11 protein-coding genes, 4 tRNA genes and 1 pseudogene are annotated in these 19,018 nt (G+C 37.8%); 8 read left to right on the top strand and 8 right to left on the bottom strand.

The window, feature by feature from the left end:
- Positions 1 to 99 precede the first annotated feature (99 nt).
- The 5 genes from trpS to ACYUCW_RS05845 form a co-directional block, all read right to left on the bottom strand.
- Positions 100 to 1,119, bottom strand: a complete 1,020-nt coding sequence (gene trpS, locus ACYUCW_RS05865; RefSeq protein WP_036907807.1) for a tryptophan--tRNA ligase — start codon at positions 1,117 to 1,119, stop codon at positions 100 to 102.
- 316 nt (positions 1,120 to 1,435) lie between these two features.
- Positions 1,436 to 1,511 (bottom strand) — tRNA-Thr (locus ACYUCW_RS05860).
- A 6-nt stretch (positions 1,512 to 1,517) separates the two neighbouring features.
- A tRNA-Ser gene (locus ACYUCW_RS05855) sits at positions 1,518 to 1,605 on the bottom strand.
- A 249-nt stretch (positions 1,606 to 1,854) separates the two neighbouring features.
- Positions 1,855 to 1,930 (bottom strand) — tRNA-Thr (locus ACYUCW_RS05850).
- A gap of 6 nt (positions 1,931 to 1,936) precedes the next feature.
- Positions 1,937 to 2,024, bottom strand: a tRNA-Ser gene (locus tag ACYUCW_RS05845).
- 203 nt (positions 2,025 to 2,227) lie between these two features.
- On the opposite strand from ACYUCW_RS05845, the gene rcsD reads away from it, so the two are divergent.
- A complete protein-coding gene (rcsD, locus tag ACYUCW_RS05840; protein ID WP_460408270.1) occupies positions 2,228 to 4,921 on the top strand; it encodes a phosphotransferase RcsD in 2,694 nt (897 codons plus the stop codon).
- 17 nt (positions 4,922 to 4,938) lie between these two features.
- The gene (gene rcsB / locus ACYUCW_RS05835) at positions 4,939 to 5,595 is read left to right on the top strand and encodes a response regulator transcription factor RcsB (RefSeq protein ID WP_004243646.1); all 657 of its coding nucleotides are present in this window, start codon (positions 4,939 to 4,941) and stop codon (positions 5,593 to 5,595) included.
- A 247-nt stretch (positions 5,596 to 5,842) separates the two neighbouring features.
- Here the strand turns inward: rcsB and rcsC are convergent.
- A pseudogene (rcsC, locus tag ACYUCW_RS05830) lies at positions 5,843 to 8,609 on the bottom strand (two-component system sensor histidine kinase RcsC).
- A gap of 260 nt (positions 8,610 to 8,869) precedes the next feature.
- The gene (gyrA, locus tag ACYUCW_RS05825) at positions 8,870 to 11,503 is read right to left on the bottom strand and encodes a DNA topoisomerase (ATP-hydrolyzing) subunit A (RefSeq protein WP_004248375.1); all 2,634 of its coding nucleotides are present in this window, start codon (positions 11,501 to 11,503) and stop codon (positions 8,870 to 8,872) included.
- Between the two features lie 184 nt (positions 11,504 to 11,687).
- Here gyrA and ubiG point away from each other — a divergent pair, with 184 nt between their 5' ends.
- The 6 genes from ubiG to tyrP all read left to right on the top strand — a co-directional run bounded on the left by ubiG (position 11,688) and on the right by tyrP (position 18,266).
- On the top strand, positions 11,688 to 12,425 hold the full coding sequence (gene ubiG / locus ACYUCW_RS05820) for a bifunctional 2-polyprenyl-6-hydroxyphenol methylase/3-demethylubiquinol 3-O-methyltransferase UbiG (RefSeq protein ID WP_004243650.1): 738 nt from the start codon (positions 11,688 to 11,690) through the stop codon (positions 12,423 to 12,425).
- Between the two features lie 361 nt (positions 12,426 to 12,786).
- Positions 12,787 to 15,078 (top strand): class 1a ribonucleoside-diphosphate reductase subunit alpha, encoded by a 2,292-nt coding sequence (gene nrdA / locus ACYUCW_RS05815; RefSeq protein ID WP_004243653.1) that lies wholly within the window; start codon positions 12,787 to 12,789, stop codon positions 15,076 to 15,078.
- A gap of 11 nt (positions 15,079 to 15,089) precedes the next feature.
- Positions 15,090 to 16,220: a class Ia ribonucleoside-diphosphate reductase subunit beta gene (nrdB, locus tag ACYUCW_RS05810; RefSeq protein WP_004248376.1), complete on the top strand. Its 1,131-nt coding sequence runs from the start codon at positions 15,090 to 15,092 to the stop codon at positions 16,218 to 16,220.
- Between the two features lie 24 nt (positions 16,221 to 16,244).
- Positions 16,245 to 16,523 carry a class I ribonucleotide reductase maintenance protein YfaE gene (yfaE, locus tag ACYUCW_RS05805; protein ID WP_004248377.1) on the top strand — a complete coding sequence of 93 codons (279 nt, stop codon included), beginning with the start codon at positions 16,245 to 16,247 and terminating at the stop codon, positions 16,521 to 16,523.
- A gap of 107 nt (positions 16,524 to 16,630) precedes the next feature.
- Entirely contained in the window at positions 16,631 to 16,864 is a 234-nt protein-coding gene (locus tag ACYUCW_RS05800; protein WP_004243656.1) for a YgdI/YgdR family lipoprotein, read from the top strand.
- 190 nt (positions 16,865 to 17,054) lie between these two features.
- Positions 17,055 to 18,266 (top strand): tyrosine transporter TyrP, encoded by a 1,212-nt coding sequence (gene tyrP, locus ACYUCW_RS05795; RefSeq protein WP_004248379.1) that lies wholly within the window; start codon positions 17,055 to 17,057, stop codon positions 18,264 to 18,266.
- A 104-nt stretch (positions 18,267 to 18,370) separates the two neighbouring features.
- Here the strand turns inward: tyrP and ACYUCW_RS05790 are convergent, their stop codons facing one another.
- Positions 18,371 to 18,913 carry a YfaZ family outer membrane protein gene (locus ACYUCW_RS05790; RefSeq protein WP_460408269.1) on the bottom strand — a complete coding sequence of 181 codons (543 nt, stop codon included), beginning with the start codon at positions 18,911 to 18,913 and terminating at the stop codon, positions 18,371 to 18,373.
- Positions 18,914 to 19,018: the final 105 nt, after the last annotated feature.

Here is a 19,018-nt window from a genome sequence, read left to right as displayed (position 1 = left end):
TCGCTTTAGGAAAAGTGAATGAAAAAGTGAATAGTGCTAACACTAGGCTTACTGCTATTCACCGTTAAGCCTAATGTTAGCTTTTTTAAATACAATAGCTCACAAGATCAATAATCCTAGACCACGTTTTACTTCATCAAGCTTTTGTTGAGTCACTTCTTTCGCTTTATCGCTCCCTTCTTTGATCACTTGTAATAAATAAGCTTTATCATTAATAAGTTGCGCTCTTTTTTCACGTATTGGTTGCAGAAGCTCTTGTAAGATATCATTAAGCATAGCTTTGCATTTCATATCACCAAGTCCTCCTCTTTGGTAATGAGCCTTCATTGCTGTCACCATGGCTTTATCTTGGCAAAAAGCATCTAAATAGGTGAACACCACATTACCTTCAATATGACCTGGTGATGCAACATCAATATGTTGCGGATCGGTATACATCGAATAAACCGCTTTTTTAATTTCATCGGCTGTGGATGATAAATTAATCGTATTACCTAAGGATTTAGACATTTTCCCACTACCATCTGTACCGGGTAAACGACCGACTTGCCCTACTACGACCTTACAACTTGTCAATACGGGTTGTCCTATTAAGCTATTTATTTTGGTGACGATTTCATTGGTTTGCTCAATCATAGGCAATTGATCTTCTCCTGCGGGCACAATATCTGCACTAAATGCAGTAATATCCGCCGCTTGACTGACAGGATAGGTTAAAAATCCCGCCGGCAATGAACGAGAAAGATTTTTTTGCAAAATCTCATGTTTTACTGTTGGATTACGCTCTAAGCGAGATACTGTGACAATATTTAAATACAGCATAGTCAGTTCTGATAAAGCCGGTAGTGCGGATTGTAAGCATAATGTGGAAAGTTTCGGATCAATACCAACAGCTAAATAATCAGCCACCACATCAAAAAGAAATTTACTGACCTTTTCAGGTGTTGAGCCATTATCGGTTAACCCTTGCATATCAGCCATTAAGATATATTGTGTCGCTTTATTCTGAAATTCGACACGTTGCTGAAGAGAGCCAATATAATGACCAAGATGTAAAGGTCCAGTGATCCGATCCCCTGTTAAAACTATCGATTTATTTTCAGTGAGATATTTGTTCATTGCATTTCCTTAGTTGGGATAAATACCGCCAGAGAAATGCCATAAACAACATCACCGCGCTCTGGCGGCAATAGTGTTATTTATATAAATCAAAGATAAATAGGACTAGGTGCCGCTTAAATAAAGCGCCACCAATTTTGAATTGATCTTAATGAGCGAGGTCTTGTATTCACAATCTTTCCTTATTAACTTATTTAGTTGTATAGCAGTTTTATCTATAAGTCAATCAAGGAAAATTATCCTAAGATCATCATTATCCCAACAAGTGGAGATAAGAAAAAACCCGTTACCTCTTACGAGATAACGGGTTCTTATATGGTGCCGGCTACCGGAGTCGAACTGGTGACCTACTGATTACAAGTCAGTTGCTCTACCAACTGAGCTAAGCCGGCGAATTCTGGCGGAAGGATAGAGATTCGAACTCTAGGATGGTTTCCCATCGGCGGTTTTCAAGACCGCTGCCTTCAGCCACTCGGCCATCCTTCCATGGCGCGCAATTATGCCTATCTCTGAGCTTGCTGTCTAGTCCTGATGATAAAAAAAATGTTTTTTTTATTTGTTTGCTTAAACTTCAGTCGAATTTTGCCTAAAAAACGATAACTTATTAATTTAGTGGTTAAATTTTGTGAGTTTTTGCTTTGTGATGATGGTGCTTTACAGATAAAAGCGATGAATAAAGGCGAGAAAAAGATAAGAAAAAACCCGCTATCTCTTACGAGATAACGGGCTCTTATATGGTGCCGGCTACCGGAGTCGAACTGGTGACCTACTGATTACAAGTCAGTTGCTCTACCAACTGAGCTAAGCCGGCGAATTCTGGCGGAAGGATAGAGATTCGAACTCTAGGATGGTTTCCCATCGGCGGTTTTCAAGACCGCTGCCTTCAGCCACTCGGCCATCCTTCCATAGCGCGAAATTATGCCTATCTCTGAGCTTGCTGTCTAGCATTCAGCGTAAAAAAAATGACTTTTTTTGTTTATTTGCTCAAACTTCACCCGAATATCCCTTTTAAAGTAATAACCTGTTAATATAATGACTTAATACTGATGGTTGTTTAGCCAATTTTTTCTTTTTTATTGACTTCATTTCTTAAAGGCTCGCAAACTGAATGCGTACACTGACCCAATTAAAGCCAAATACATTAACTCGCTTATATGCTCTGTTTCTTCTGTTTATGGCCATATCCCTTTTTCTATATGCTTATAGCTATTTTGATACTTGGCTAGAAAGTAAAAAAAATGCCATTAACAACACGACTAATAAGTTTGCATCTCAAGTTGAAGATTACCGCTATCACGCTAACCAACTATTCCAGTTATCAAACAAAATTAATGATCCAACCCTCTTTCTGCCTTTAAAAATCAATCCGGTCAAACTACGCTCTGATGTTTATTGGCTTGAAGGACGCGATCAGACCGTTGACGCAATTGTTTTTGGTAAATCGAATGAACAAACCTTTCAGTTAGCCGGTTATTTTGCAAACGCGTTAGAAATTATTTGGGGGGTACGTAATAACTATAGCTCTCTCTATTATCTTAATGGTAAAGGCAATGATCTTATCCTTATTACTACCCACTCAATACTAAAACCAGAATTGCGCTATAAAGAAAGCTATTTAACACTAACGGCTGAAAACAAACGTTCTGAGCTATTAATGCAATCAACGGCATTAGATGAAAAAGAGAGCCTTTCTCCCATTAGGAAAATGCCGACAGAAAATATTTATTACTATACCTACCGCACCATGTTTAATGTGCCAGGGCAACTGACCAGTGTTATTGCCTTTGATTTACCCATAAATAATTTTCTACCTGCTGAGCTATCACCTCAATATTTAAGATTATTACCCACAGGACAGCAGAGTGTTTATGATAAAAACAATATTGAGGTATCAACGGATGGGACTTCACTCATCTTCTCACAGCCCATCGCAGGAATACCCTACTCGTTATCTTATGAGTATCCACTAAAATCGATTTTCAATGAGATTGTGTATAAAAATATCTGGTTACTTATCAGCCTACTCATTTTTATCTCGATTTCAGTGTTTGGCCATATCTATATTCGTAATAAATATGTATTCCCTTATATTTCGATGACGCGTAACCTTCGCATCAAAGAAGAGATGACTAACGATATCATTTCTAATCTTCCGATTGGTCTATTGGTGTATAATTTTTCATCAAACCACAAAATTATTAGTAATAGCCACGCAGAGAAACTATTACCTCATATCGATTTATCTAAGATCCGCCAGATGGCGATTGAACATAATGGTTTAATCCAAACGGCCATTGATAACGAAATTTATGAGATCCGCACCAGTAGCAACAGCAATATCGATAATACTGCTCTATTCATTTTTCTGAATAAAGACAACGAAGCATTAATCAATAAGAAATTGCAGCTAGCACAACAAGAATATGAAAAAAACACGATTGCACGCCGCAAGATCTTATCCAATATGTCATTGGAACTCATACGACCAATTAAAGATATTAATGAGATGGTATATCAATTTAAAGATCTACTTCCTAACGATACTCACCAACAATTACTGAGTCTGCTATTAGAAAAAACGAATTATATTTCTGAGTGGATAGAAAACATTACGCTAATTAATAAGTTAGAAAATCAAGAATGGAAAATACATCAAGATGAATTTGAACTTTCAACGCTAGTTGAATCTATTCTAATAACCGCATCACCATTTATGATAAGAAAGGGATTAACACTTTATTTCCATAATAATATTAAACCTAGTTTACTTTTATTTAATGATGGCCCAGCATTAAGTAAGATTATTTTATCATTGATTAATTATGCCATTAGTACGACTAATTATGGAAAAATAACCGTCAATCTAAATTTAGAAAAAAATAATGATAAAGAAGAAATAGTAATTGATATTATTGATAGTGGCAATGGGTTAACAGCTCAAGATCTGGCTAATATTAAATATCCATTTTTAGGTCAAGCTATGGGTGATAAATATTATTCCAACTCGGGTATTATTTTTTATTTATGTCATTTGTTGTGTAACAAAATACAAGGCACTTTGACCATTACAAGCCAAGAAAGTATTGGCTCTCATTTCCGTATCGTACTTCCATACCAGCATATAGATACAGAAGAGCGCTCTTTTGACATATTATTAGAGGGTATAACTGCAAAACTCGCCATAAAAAACCCTGAAATAGAAAAAATAATCTGCCAACAGCTTGATAAATATGGCGCTACATACTTTGATAAAAATAAAGAGAATCTTTACTCAGAATACGATATCATACTTAGAGACACTCCGGATAATAATCCTGAATCAGCAACAGTATTATTAGTTAGCTCTATTACCGGATTTGAAAAAATAGCAAGAAATTTAATAAAGTGTAACTATAACTTCGGTGATCCATTAATTGAGGCTATTACTTATTTGATTGAAGAAAATGAACAACTTTCTCTCGAAACAACTCAAACGAGTATTCGTAATGAGAATAATAACCTTGATCATCACGAAGTAATTCTTAATAATTATAGGAAGAAGTTGAATGATAGTGATTATAAGGAACTATTTATCAATACTGTTCCCATTGATGTTGAAAAACTACACTTAGAAGCAACTAATAAAGACTTTCATTCTCTAGCTCAGACAGCTCATCGTCTGAAAGGGGTTTTTGCTATGTTAGATTTAGAATATCTCAGAGAGAACTGCGAATATTTAGAAGATGACATAAAAAATCATAATGAATTAGAGATAAAAGAACGTATCAATCAACTGGATAAATGGATCCGACAGTTGCTGTAGCAAGGTAACAATTAAACATGAATAACCTTAATATTATTATTGCCGATGATCATCCAATTGTTTTATTCGGCATTCGTAAATCTTTAGAACAAATTGAATGGGTTAATGTTGTTGGTGAATTTGAAGATTCCACTTCACTTATCAATAACTTATCTAAATTAAATGCAGATGCTCTTATCACCGACCTATCTATGCCTGGTGATAAATATGGTGATGGTATTACGTTGATAAAGTACATCAAAAGACATTATCCTAATTTGTCTATTATTGTACTCACTATGAACAATAACCCAGCTATCTTAAGTGCTGTTCTTGACCTTGAAATCGAAGGTATTGTATTAAAACAAGGTGCGCCTGCTGATCTACCTAAAGCACTTGCAGCATTGCAAAAAGGCAAGAAATTTATGCCTGAAAGCGTGGCTAAACTGTTAGAAAAAGTGAATGCCAATGGTTATGGTGATAAACGCTTATCTCCCAAAGAAAGTGAAGTGTTGCGCTTATTTGCCGAAGGTTTCCTTGTCACTGAGATTGCTAAAAAACTCAATCGTAGTATCAAGACTATCAGTAGTCAGAAAAAATCAGCCATGATGAAGCTCGGTGTCGACAATGATATCGCTCTGCTTAACTACCTATCATCAGTCACTATTGATAAGGAAATTAACGGAGAAAGCTAACCCGTTAACTTTTCTTCTCTATGCTGTATAGATAAAATCAGGAAGCTCATACCCATTGTGGGAGCTTCTCTGCTTTTTTATTACTTTTTATCCGCCATCACATCGTTGGCAACAAAAAAATGTTTTCCTCTCTTCCCCTATCATCCTGAGCCGGCAACCTAGCAACAATATTTATCACTGTAATATCGAAATTTTTCAATCAAATCTACCATGAAAAAACATCGCTTTTCCGAGATTAACCGTTGGATTATGCCACATAGGTGAGTAATACGTCTTTTAATACAGTAAGAGAGACTGGCTTGGAAACACAATCATTCATTCCCGCATCAATACAACGTTGTTTTTCTTCGGCAATCGCATTTGCTGTAACACCAATAATAGGAATAGTGCGACTCAATTCACGCACTGTTGTCGCTAATTGATAACCATTCATATTTGGCATATTGACATCGGTTAAAATAATATCGACATGATTTTCTTGCATAAAGGCTAAAGCATCACAGCCATCTTCTGCCGTTGCGGTATTAAAACCAATTTTTTTCAGTTGATCGGTCAACAATAAACGATTGATAGGGTGATCATCAACAATGAGTACTGTCAATAATTGTAGATCGTGATCCGTCATTAACGCATTATTCTCTGAGTCATCAGACTCTAATTTTGTTTGTGGTAATTGTAGGATAATCTTAATTAATTCATTTAATTTATATACTACATAACCAATTATTCTCAGAGATTTTCTTTGCAGGCTCAAAATAGTGTTCATAAATACGGATAAATTGGCAAGAGTTATCTAAACATTCATCATGATCGGTGATAATAAAATCATTCTCAGAGACCTGAGTCACTTCCGTGAATAATTGACAATGTAAGCCCACATAACTTAAATATCGTTCAACAAAGCTTTCTAGATAAAGATTTTTAATACTGATAAAGCAGCGAATAGTACTCTCTTTATAGAGATTATATTTGGTTTGTCCATCACTCGAATTTAGTGCCCCATATAAAGGGATCCGCACAGTAAAACGACTACCTACATTTTCTTGAGAAACAACACTGATATCACCATCCATCAAGTTAATCAGTTTTTCACAAATCGCTAATCCTAATCCTGTACCTTCTGAAGCACTTTCTGTATTTTGCGAGACCTGAAAGAAGGGTTCAAAAAGCTGATGAAGCATTTTTTCATTTATCCCTCTGCCGGTATCATGAATATCGAAATAGAGATAATATTCATCTCGATACAGGTGCAAAGTAATACATCCTGTCGTAGTAAATTTAATACTATTATTTAGTAGATTAGAGATAACTTGTTGGACACGAACCGGATCGTTATTAACGATTTTAGGTACATCCGGCTCAATAAAGCAGTAAATAGCTAAATCTTTTTTAGCAATTAACGGCAAATAGTTAGAGATAACAAAAGAGACAACTTGGCGACAATTGAATGGCTTAACGTCAATTTTTAATTGTTTCGATTCTATCTTCGAGAAATCGAGGATATCGCTGATAATTTTGAGTAGCAGCGATGAAGAGTTATCCATTGTTTTTAATAATCTGGCAGTCTCTTCATTTTGCGTCAATGATTGTAATAATTCTAAGTTACCAATAATGCCATACAGTGGTGTACGCAATTCATGGCTGACTGTCGCTAAGAACATTGATTTAGCTTGGTTTGCTTGTTCTGCGGCCGTTGCCATATTTTGTAGAGAGCGTTCCATTTTAACACGAGCGCTGATATCTACTAATACGCAAATCGCCACATCTTCATTCTGATAACGTGAATTCACAAAACTAATTTGCAAATGATTATGATTATTAGTGACCACATCCACTATATTGCTACTTTTTTCAGCAATAATAGAGAGAATATTTTGTTTATCACTATGGCTTAATAAGCGAAAATAATTATGGGCGAGCTCATTACTTAAAATAATCATGCCATCGCGTATTCTTAAGATACTTATTCCTACTGGGGCTGACGCGACTATTTTATGATTAAACTGCTCATGCTCCTCTAAGCGTGAAGCATTATTTTCTGCAGGTGAAAATATTTTTCGCTCAAAAATCCAAACGAAAATAAAGATAACAATCGCCGAAATGATATTTAAAATAATGGCATTAAAAATAGTAAACTTAAATTCATTTAAAATTTGTTTTAATGGTAGTGAATAAACCACACTAAAAGAAGAAGGAAGTAGCTTACGTTTTGCAACTAAATCACTAAAATCATCATCAAAGCCAAAGTAAGGAGCACTAACATCCGGTACATCCCTTACACTGCGATAATTATTCTCTTCAGGATAACTTAAGACTGGATTATTTTTATTGTTTAAAAGATGAATAGAGATAACGCGATCTTTCGTAGGTGAAAAATACTCCAATCGGATCGCCCTTTCGATACCAATGAGTGCAATAAATTTCCCTGACGCATAAACTGGCGACATGACATAGAGGATACCGCTATCCCCCTTGGCATCAGGTACTATCCAGTATTGATTACTCTCTTTCCCTTGAGCTCGTTGATTAATGTAATTACGTGTATTTTCATAAACCATTTTTTTCAACAGTTCAGTATCAATAGGTGATGCACGCAATGGGAAATTAATCATACACATACTATGAGAGCCAACCATAAATACTTGGTTGATACCTTGTAAAGCAGGGGTATTATCTTTCCAGTAATACAGAATACTATTAAATGATCGAAAATAATTGTTTGTTTGCCCTTTGAATAATTCACAATCGGCACTTTCACTTAATTTATGAAGTGAAAAAGGCCCTTCATAAAAAAAAGAATTATTCATCTTAGGGTTTAAATTGAGTTGCTCTTGATGCCGCTCTGCTAAATATTGCAAATCGCGGATAGTACTCGAGGTTTGGCGAAAGAAGCCCAATAAATCGGTATAGTTATTACTATATTCTTGTCGGATATCTGATTTAGTATCATTAAAGATGTTGATGAGATAAAACATGGTTAATAATGCGCCCATTGCCCACAACATGATACCCAGTGCACGAAAAAGGTAGCGGGAAATTTTTAATGACGTTTTAAATGACGAAAGATATCGCAAATAACCACCCTAATCGGTAATACAGATAATCAACTTTCTCATTCTAACAGAAGTTACTCTAGGTCTGAATGAGATGATCTTTATCATCAGGATAATTTTTTCTGATGACTGATAAAATTTATTGGCTAATAAATGCTTATAATATAAAAAAGCAGGCATTCCGCCTGCTTTTTTTGCTTTAAGTTACTGAAAAATAGCTATTATTCTTCTTCACTATCCGCATCATCTGTTGGTTCAGACTCTGGAACATCAGAGATATTGTCGCTGATCATTTCATCAACTTCATCATCATCTAATGCATCATCTTCATCTTCAACACGTTGTAAGCCAACGACTAGCTCGTCTTCTGTAGTACGGATCAAGGTAACACCTTGTGTATTACGTCCCACAATGCTGACTTCTGATACTCGGGTACGCACTAACGTTCCGGCATTGGTGATCATCATAATCTGGTCAGTTTCTTCAACTTGAATAGCGCCTACCACTTTACCATTACGCTCACTCACTTTAATCGAGATAACGCCTTGTGTTGCACGGTTTTTGGTTGGGTATTCACTTTGAACGGTACGTTTACCATAACCGTTTTCAGTCACTGTTAAGATATCACCTTCGCCACGAGGAATGATCAGTGAAACCACTTTATCATCATCAACCAGTTTCATACCACGAACACCTGTCGCAGTACGACCCATTGGGCGAACACACTCTTCTGCGAAACGAACCACTTTACCATCTGCTGAGAACAGCATGGCTTCATTACTACCGTCGGTTAAATCAACACCGATAAGCTCATCGCCATCATTTAAATTAACCGCGATAATACCGGCACTACGAGGACGACTGAAGTCTTGTAATGGTGTCTTTTTAACCGTACCGCTCGCCGTTGCCATAAAGACAAATTTACCTTCTTCATACTCTCTTACTGGAAGAATAGCGGTGATCCGCTCATCTTGTTCTAGAGGTAATAAATTGATAATTGGGCGACCACGAGCACCGCGGCTCGCTTCTGGTAACTGATAAACTTTCATCCAGTACAGGCGACCACGACTTGAGAAACACAAAATAGTATCGTGTGTATTAGCCACCAGTAGGCGATCGATAAAGTCTTCTTCTTTGATCCTTGCGGCTGACTTACCTTTTCCTCCACGACGTTGCGCTTCATAATCAGTCAATGGCTGATATTTAACGTAACCTTGGTGAGATAGTGTCACAACCACATTTTCTTCATTAATCAGATCTTCGATATTAATATCAGCGGTATTTTCCGTGATTTCAGTACGACGAGGATCGTTATATTGTGTTTTAATTGCTGTTAGCTCTTCACGAATAACGTCCATTAAACGTTCAGGGCTTCTCAAAATATGCAATAACTCAGCAATTTGTAGCAGTAACTCACGATATTCATCTAGCAGTTTTTCATGCTCAAGTCCGGTCAGTTTCTGCAAACGCAGATCTAAAATGGCTTGTGCTTGTTGTTCTGTTAGATAGTATTTACCGTCATGCACACCAAATTGTGGCTCTAACCACTCAGGGCGAGCAACATTGCTATCACCAGCACGCTCTAACATCGCAGACACGCTACCGAGATCCCAAGGTTGGGCAATTAATGCCGCTTTCGCTTCTGCTGGGGTTGGTGCTTGACGAATTAATTCAATAACAGGATCGATATTGGCCAAAGCGACCGCAAGTGCTTCTAAGATATGAGCACGATCACGCGCTTTACGTAATTCAAAAATGGTACGACGAGTCACCACTTCACGACGATGGCGAATAAAGGCTGCGATAATTTCTTTTAGGTTCAATAATTTTGGTTGGCCTTGATGAAGCGCAACCATATTAATACCAAAAGAGACTTGCATTTGAGTTTGTGAAAAGAGGTGATTTAATACTACTTCACCGACTGCATCACGTTTGATCTCAACAACAATACGCATACCGTCTTTATCAGACTCGTCACGTAATCCGCTGATACCTTCAATACGTTTATCTTTTACAAGCTCCGCAATTTTTTCAATTAAACGGGCTTTATTCACCTGATAAGGAATTTCTGTCACGATAATGGTTTCGCGACCCGTTTTCTCATCAGTTTCAATATCAGCCTGAGCACGGATATAAATCTTTCCACGCCCTGTACGATAAGCATCTAATATTCCTCTGCGACCATTAATAATCGCAGCAGTCGGAAAATCAGGCCCGGTAATATATTCCATTAATTCTTCTATGGTGATGTCTTCATTATCAACATAGGCAAGACAACCGTCGATAACTTCACCGAGGTTATGCGGAGGGATATTCGTTGCCATCCCAACGGCAATACCTGAAGAGCCATTAACTAACAAGTTTGGAATACGGGTTGGCATAACAGCCGGTATATTTTCTGTTCCATCATAGTTAGGAACAAAGTCGACCGTCTCTTTTTCCAAATCCGCCAGCAGTTCATGGGCGATCTTCGCCATACGAACTTCGGTATAACGCATAGCCGCCGCGGAGTCACCATCAACTGACCCGAAGTTACCCTGACCGTCAACCAACATGTAGCGCATAGAAAAAGGCTGTGCTAAACGAACAATCGTTTCATAGACAGCACTGTCACCGTGCGGGTGATATTTACCGATTACATCCCCAACAACACGGGCTGATTTTTTATAAGGTTTATTCCAATCGTTTCCCAGTACATTCATCGCAAATAGCACTCGGCGGTGTACTGGCTTCAGTCCGTCTCGAACATCGGGTAATGCGCGTCCTACAATAACGGACATCGCATAATCCAAATATGAGCTTTTCAGCTCTTCTTCGATATTAACTGGTGTGATTTCTCTGGCAATGTCGCTCATGGAGCCACTGTCCCTCATACTACGGATTCAAAGGTGTAGAACTATACCACAAATCGCCAATTTTAGGAAAACTGAAACAATGAAATTAATCACTCTTTCGCGATTCTCTTCGATTTAGCTTCGATTTCGCTCTCTAACATTGGTAGAATCATCGGTAATATGAAAATAGGAGTAATACTTTCTGATGAATGATAAAACAACCTCTTTGCATGCTAACGTAGATCAGCATGAAATCGACAAATTTGAGAGTGTCGCATCAAGATGGTGGGATCTTGAAGGTGAATTTAAACCCCTACATCGCATCAATCCACTAAGACTTAATTATATCCAAGAACGTGCTGATGGCTTATTTGGTAAAAAAGTACTCGATGTTGGGTGTGGTGGCGGTATTTTATCTGAAAGTATGGCCCGTGTTGGTGCAGAAGTCACCGGACTCGATATGGGTAAAGAGCCATTAGAGGTCGCACGTCTCCACTCACTGGAAACCGGTATCCCTGTCACCTATATACAAGATACCGTTGAAAACCATGCCGCAGAATATCCACAACGCTATGATGTGGTCACTTGTATGGAAATGTTAGAACACGTTCCAGACCCTTCCTCCATTGTAAGATCATGTGCCAAACTGGTGAAACCAGGTGGACATGTATTCTTTTCTACCATCAACCGTAATAAAAAAGCGTGGTTTATGCTGGTGGTAGGCGCGGAGTATATTCTGAATATGGTTCCTAAAGGCACCCATGATGCGAATAAATTTATTCGTCCTTCAGAATTATTAAGCTGGGTCGATGAAACCAATTTACGTAGCAAAAATATGATTGGGTTACATTACAATCCTATTACAGACAAATTCCGATTAGCGCCAAATGTTGATGTTAATTACATGGTGCACACTCAAGCGACCGATAATTCGGATTTGTGAAATAGAGAGATTGATTTGGTTTAATAAAACATCAAACGATCACATTTTTAAAAATTGACTTTGCCTCTTTTTAGCGTCGTTTTAAGTTTCTGACTGCCTGTATTTATGCAGGGTACAGGCAGTTGTTAAAAAAATTATCCCCTATTTATCCACAGAAACATTCGGATTTGTACACTTGATCAATCCCTCAATTACCATTATCTTGTTATCACCATTTGAACAAACCCCTATATATTGTGTTTCCTTAAATTTCACACCACAAGACTCCTTGGCAATGTTTGTCATCGGGAGCGCTTTTTTGCGGTATAAAATTTCAGGTTGCCCATTTATAGGTCATTAAAGCCAGAAAGGTGCATCGCTCATGAATCACAGCCTGCTCGTCACAAAACGTGATGGTCATAAAGAACGCATTGACTTAGACAAAATTCACCGTGTTATTACTTGGGCCGCTGAAGGTCTAGAAAATGTCTCTGTTTCTCAAGTTGAGTTACGTTCTCAGATTCAGTTTTATGATGGTATCAAAACTGCCGATATCCATGAAACACTGGTTAAAGCTGCTGCAGACTTAATATCTGGTGAAACACCTGATTATCAGTATCTTGCTGCTCGTCTTGCTGTCTTTAATTTACGTAAAAAAGCCTATGGTCAATTTGAGCCACCGGCATTGTATGATCACGTTAAACATTTAGTTGAACTCGGTAAATATGACCGTCATCTTCTCGAAGATTACACCAAAGAAGAGTTCGAACAGATGGATAAGTTTATTGTTCATCAACGTGATATGAATTTCTCTTATGCAGCAGTGAAACAGCTAGAAGGTAAATATTTTGTTCAAAACCGTATTACTGGTGATATTTACGAAAGTGCACAATTTCTCTATGTGTTAGTTGCCGCTTGCCTATTTTCGCGTTATCCAAAAGAGACGCGTATGGATTATATTGAGCGCTTTTATAACGCGGTATCCACATTTAAAATTTCACTCCCAACACCTATTATGGCGGGTGTAAGAACTCCGACACGTCAATTTAGCTCCTGTGTTCTAATTGAGTGTGATGATAGCCTTGATTCTATCAATGCGACCTCAAGTGCTATTGTTAAATATGTATCTCAACGTGCAGGCATTGGGATTAATGCCGGTCGTATTCGTGCATTAGGTAGTGCTATTCGTAATGGTGAAGCATTTCACACGGGTTGTATCCCATTCTATAAGCACTTCCAAACGGCGGTAAAATCTTGTTCACAAGGTGGGGTACGTGGTGGTGCAGCAACGCTATTTTATCCTTTATGGCATTTAGAAGTTGAAAGCCTACTGGTATTAAAAAATAACCGTGGTGTTGAAGATAACCGTGTACGCCATCTCGATTATGGTGTGCAGTTAAACAAATTAATGTATGAACGTTTAATCAAAGGTCAGGATATTACATTATTTAGCCCGTCTGATGTGCCGGGTCTCTATGATGCATTCTTTGCTGATCAAGACGAATTTGAACGTTTATATGTACAATATGAGAAAGATAAGAGTATCCGCCAAAAACAAGTTAAAGCGGTTGAATTATTCTCACTCATGATGCAAGAGCGTGCCTCTACAGGTCGTATCTATATTCAAAACGTTGACCACTGTAATACACACAGTCCGTTTGATCCGGCGATTGCACCTATCCGTCAATCAAACTTATGTTTAGAAATAGCACTACCAACCAAACCATTAAATGATATTAAAGATCCAAATGGTGAAATTGCCCTGTGTACACTTTCGGCCTTTAATCTTGGAGCGATTGAAAATCTAGACGATTTAGAAGAGCTAGCACGTTTAGCCGTTCGCGCGTTAGATGCTTTGTTAGATTACCAAGATTATCCAATTTTAGCAGCTAAACAAGGTGCTATGGGTCGTCGTACACTGGGTATTGGTGTGATCAACTTTGCTTATTATCTGGCTAAACACGGTGTTCGCTACTCAGATGGTAGTGCAAACAACTTAACACACCGTGCCTTTGAAGCTATTCAATACTATTTATTAAAAGCATCAAATGAATTAGCAAAAGAGCAAGGGGCATGCCCATGGTTTAATGAAACCACCTATGCAGAAGGTATCTTACCTATTGATACTTATAAAAAATCATTAGATGTACTGACTAATGAACCTCTGCATTATGACTGGGAAAGCTTACGCAAAGAGATCAAACAATACGGTTTACGTAACTCAACGCTCTCTGCATTGATGCCATCAGAAACATCATCACAAATATCAAATGCAACCAATGGTATCGAACCACCTCGTGGTTATATCAGTATTAAAGCTTCTAAAGATGGCATCTTACGTCAAGTGGTTCCAGAGTATGAGCGCCTAAAAGGGGCTTATGAATTACTGTGGCAAATGCCAAGTATCGAAGGTTATTTGCAGTTAGTCGGTATTATGCAAAAGTTTGTCGACCAAGCGATTTCTGCCAACACTAACTACGATCCTACTCGTTTCCCTAGTGGTAAGGTTCCTATGAACCAGCTGCTAAAAGATTTGCTGCTCGCCTATAAATATGGTGTAAAAACACTCTATTATCACAATACCCGTGATGGTGCAGAAGATGTACAAGGTGATCTGGAAGAAGTCGTTGAAACGGCAGATTCAGATTGTGAAGGCGGCGCGTGTAAAATTTAATTGAGGAAGCTATGTCTTATACCACTTTTTCACAAGTTAGAAATGATCAGCTTCAGGAGCCCATGTTTTTTGGGCAACCTGTTAACGTAGCGCGTTATGATCAGCAAAAGTACCCTATTTTTGAAAAACTAATTGAAAAGCAACTCTCTTTCTTCTGGCGTCCAGAAGAAGTTGATGTTTCTCGTGATCGTATTGACTACAATGCGCTTCCCGATCACGAAAAACACATTTTTATTAGTAATTTAAAATATCAAACTCTGCTTGATTCGATCCAAGGTAGAAGCCCTAACGTGGCATTTTTACCTTTAATTTCGATTCCAGAATTAGAAACTTGGGTAGAAACATGGTCGTTCTCTGAAACCATCCATTCACGCTCTTATACCCATATTATTCGTAATATCGTCAACGATCCGTCGGTCGTTTTTGATGATATTGTTGAAAATGAAGAGATTTTAAAACGTGCTCGTGATATCTCATCTTATTATGATGAGTTAATCAATTTAACTAACCTTTACCATATGTTTGGTGAAGGTACGCATCAAATAAAGGGTAAAACTGTTGAAGTTACTTTACGTAAGCTCAAAAAACAGCTTTACCTATGCTTAATGAGTGTTAATGCTTTAGAAGCGATTCGTTTCTATGTCAGCTTTGCCTGTTCATTTGCCTTTGCTGAGCGCGAACTGATGGAAGGTAACGCTAAAATCATTAAATTGATTGCCCGTGATGAAGCATTACACTTAACAGGCACACAGCATATGCTCAATTTACTGCGTTCAGGTCAAGATGATCCTGAAATGGCCGAAATTGCCGCAGAATGCGAACAAGAATGTTATGACCTATTTGTTGAAGCAGCAGAGCAAGAAAAAGAGTGGGCAGAATACCTATTCTCAGAAGGCTCTATGATCGGTTTAAATAAAGAGATCCTTTGCCAATATGTTGAATATATTACTAATATTCGTATGCAGGCAGTAGGACTTAAATTGCCGTTTAAAGCACGTTCAAACCCTATTCCATGGATTAATGCTTGGTTAGTATCTGATAATGTGCAAGTTGCACCACAAGAAGTTGAAGTAAGCTCATATCTAGTAGGTCAAATCGACTCACAAGTAGATACTGATGATTTAAGTAACTTCGAACTGTAAAACAGAGAACTAGCGCTATACATTATGGCATCTCATAAAGTGACCCTGCACCAGCAGGGTCTATCAACCGCATTAGAATTTAGCTCTGAAACGCACCCTTCCTTATTGGATACGTTAGAGCGCAGCAAAATTCAAATCGAATATCAATGCCGAGAAGGTTATTGTGGCTCTTGCCGATTACGCTTAGTAAAAGGCAAAGTATGTTATCGCAATGAGCCATTGGCATTTATTCAAGCTGATGAAATTTTACCTTGTAGCTGTCACCCTGTGAGTGATATCGAAATCGAGATCTGCACAAAGTAAAACCATTGACTATAATGATCACTGTTTTCTTATATTGTTCTTTTTCTAACACAAATGCGTATTTTTAACTAAAGTTAAATAACAGAGTTATAAAAAGGATCGTTACTATGAAACTAAAAACTATTTTACCGATTTGTGCCGCCTCTTTCTCTTTACTGCTATTAGCAGGTTGTTCATCGCCACAAAAAATTGAAACCGTCGATGGGCAAACTATTTTGACCACAGATAAACCTCAAGAAGATGAGTCTACCGGATTAATTATTTATAAAGATGCTGAAACCGGTGCAATCAAACAAATTAATCGTGATCAAATAAGAAGAATGGTTGAGCTTGATGATTAATTAATCTTTTTTTGTCATTCAACAACCAAAGACATGTTAAATAGCGCCAACATTTTGTTGGCGTTTTTTTATATCCCCTTTATTTTGTAAACAAAACATTACACCAATCGTAATTAAAATTTGACAGAAATTTACCATTCTTATACCCTACTTTTAACTAGGTAAAATAGTTTGGAAAAACGAGGACTTTGTGAAAAATCGCACTATAGGCAGTGTATTTATTGTTGCAGGAACAACAATTGGTGCAGGAATGTTGGCAATGCCACTTGCTGCTGTGGGTATTGGCTTTAGTACCATGGTGTTATTGCTGGTGGGCTTATGGCTATTAATGAGTTACACCGCGCTTTTATTAGTAGAAGTCTATCAATACAACGATCCCCATACAGGCCTTGGCTCTATTGCGAAACGTTATCTGGGTATTGGAGGACAAGTCGTTACAGGTTTAGCTTTGCTACTTCTTATGTATGCTTTAACAACGGCTTATATCAGTGGTGCGGGTGAATTATTAGCTTCGACTTTATCTTCTTGGATTGGTCATAAGATAACCATCACACAAGGTATCATTATCTTTACAGTTATTGGTGGTGCGGTAGTCGGTATTGGTACCACTTCTGTGGATATGATTAACCGCTTACTCTTTACAGCAAAAGTTATTTTCTTAATTTTTATGCTGGTAGTCATGTTACCCCATGTGGAAAAAGTCAACTTAACCTCTATGCCTATCGCTCAGGGACTCGTTCTTTCTGCAATCCCGGTTATTTTTACCTCTTTTGGTTTCCACGGTAGTGTACCCAGTATTGTCAGTTACATGGATGGCAATATCAAAAAACTACGCCTCATATTTATCGTAGGTAGCGCAATCCCTCTTATTGCTTATATTTTATGGCAATTAGCAACATTAGGAGCTATTCCCACCACCACCTTTATGGGGATTTTAGCCCAAGAATCTGGCTTAAATGGCCTACTCACCGCCATCCGTGATGTGGTTGCTACACCGCGAGTCAATATTGCTGTCAACCTTTTCGCAGCCCTTGCACTCGCCACCTCTTTCTTAGGCGTAGCATTAGGATTATTTGATTATCTAGCTGATTTGTTTAAACGCAGTAATCGCGCATCTGGTCGTTTTCAATCTGGTTTATTAACCTTTGTTCCCCCGCTATTCTGTGCGTTATTTTTCCCTAACTTTGTGCAAGCCTTAGCCTATGCAGCAATTGCTTTATCTATTCTCGCACTATTATTACCAGCACTTCTGGTATGGAAAGTAAGACAGCAAAAGCAGACTACAGAGCATTATAAAGTTAAAGGCGGTAAGCCAGCCTTAGCCATCGTATTTATCTGCGGGTTAGTAGTGATTGGTATTCAAATTGCGATTACCTTTAATATATTGCCACAAGTGGGTTAATCACCATTAGCTGATAAAAATCAAATAAAAAGCAGGTGTTAATTGTAACACCTGCTAAAAATAAATAACTAAACGGGAAAAACCTAATGTTCCCGTTATTGATATTAGAAACTTAAACCAGCTCCTACATAGAAACCATCAGCAAGTTTATTGTTATTGTGATTATGCGCGTTTTCAATTTCAATCACCCGATAACCCGCATTAACATGAAGTGGTTTAAATACCGTGTATTTAGCACCAACATCAGCTTCATAATAGGATTTACTTCCTGACGTTAATCCTTCCGGCGAAGCGTAAGCTTCACCATAAACACTCAGTGAAGGTAAAACACGCCAATTAAGTCCAACACCACCAGCTAATGCCGCGCCGTCATCACCATTTTTGGGGGAGAGGTAAAGTGCTTTACCACCAACGCTTGCTGAGAATGGGCCAAGAGGTAACGCAAATTTTGCACCTAAACTACCTAATTGACCATCGTGATCACTACGTGCCCAGTTACCGTTAAAAGAAAGTCCAGAATCGGCATCTCCTAAACCTGCTTGTACATCAGTATAATGTTTACCCGCTTGCACATTCATCGATATGGCATTGGCATTAGCAGAAATAAGTAATGCGCTCATTGCTCCTAATAATAAAAACTTTTTCATTATGATTACCCCAGCAAATAATTTTCCCAACTTATAATTATACAGCAAATTTATTAAACAATTTTACTGAGAATTGAAAGTCAATGTTTAGATTTTTCAATCTAT

Source organism: Proteus sp. MB838, assembly GCF_054767435.1.
This window is presented reverse-complemented; position numbering and strand designations above follow the sequence as displayed.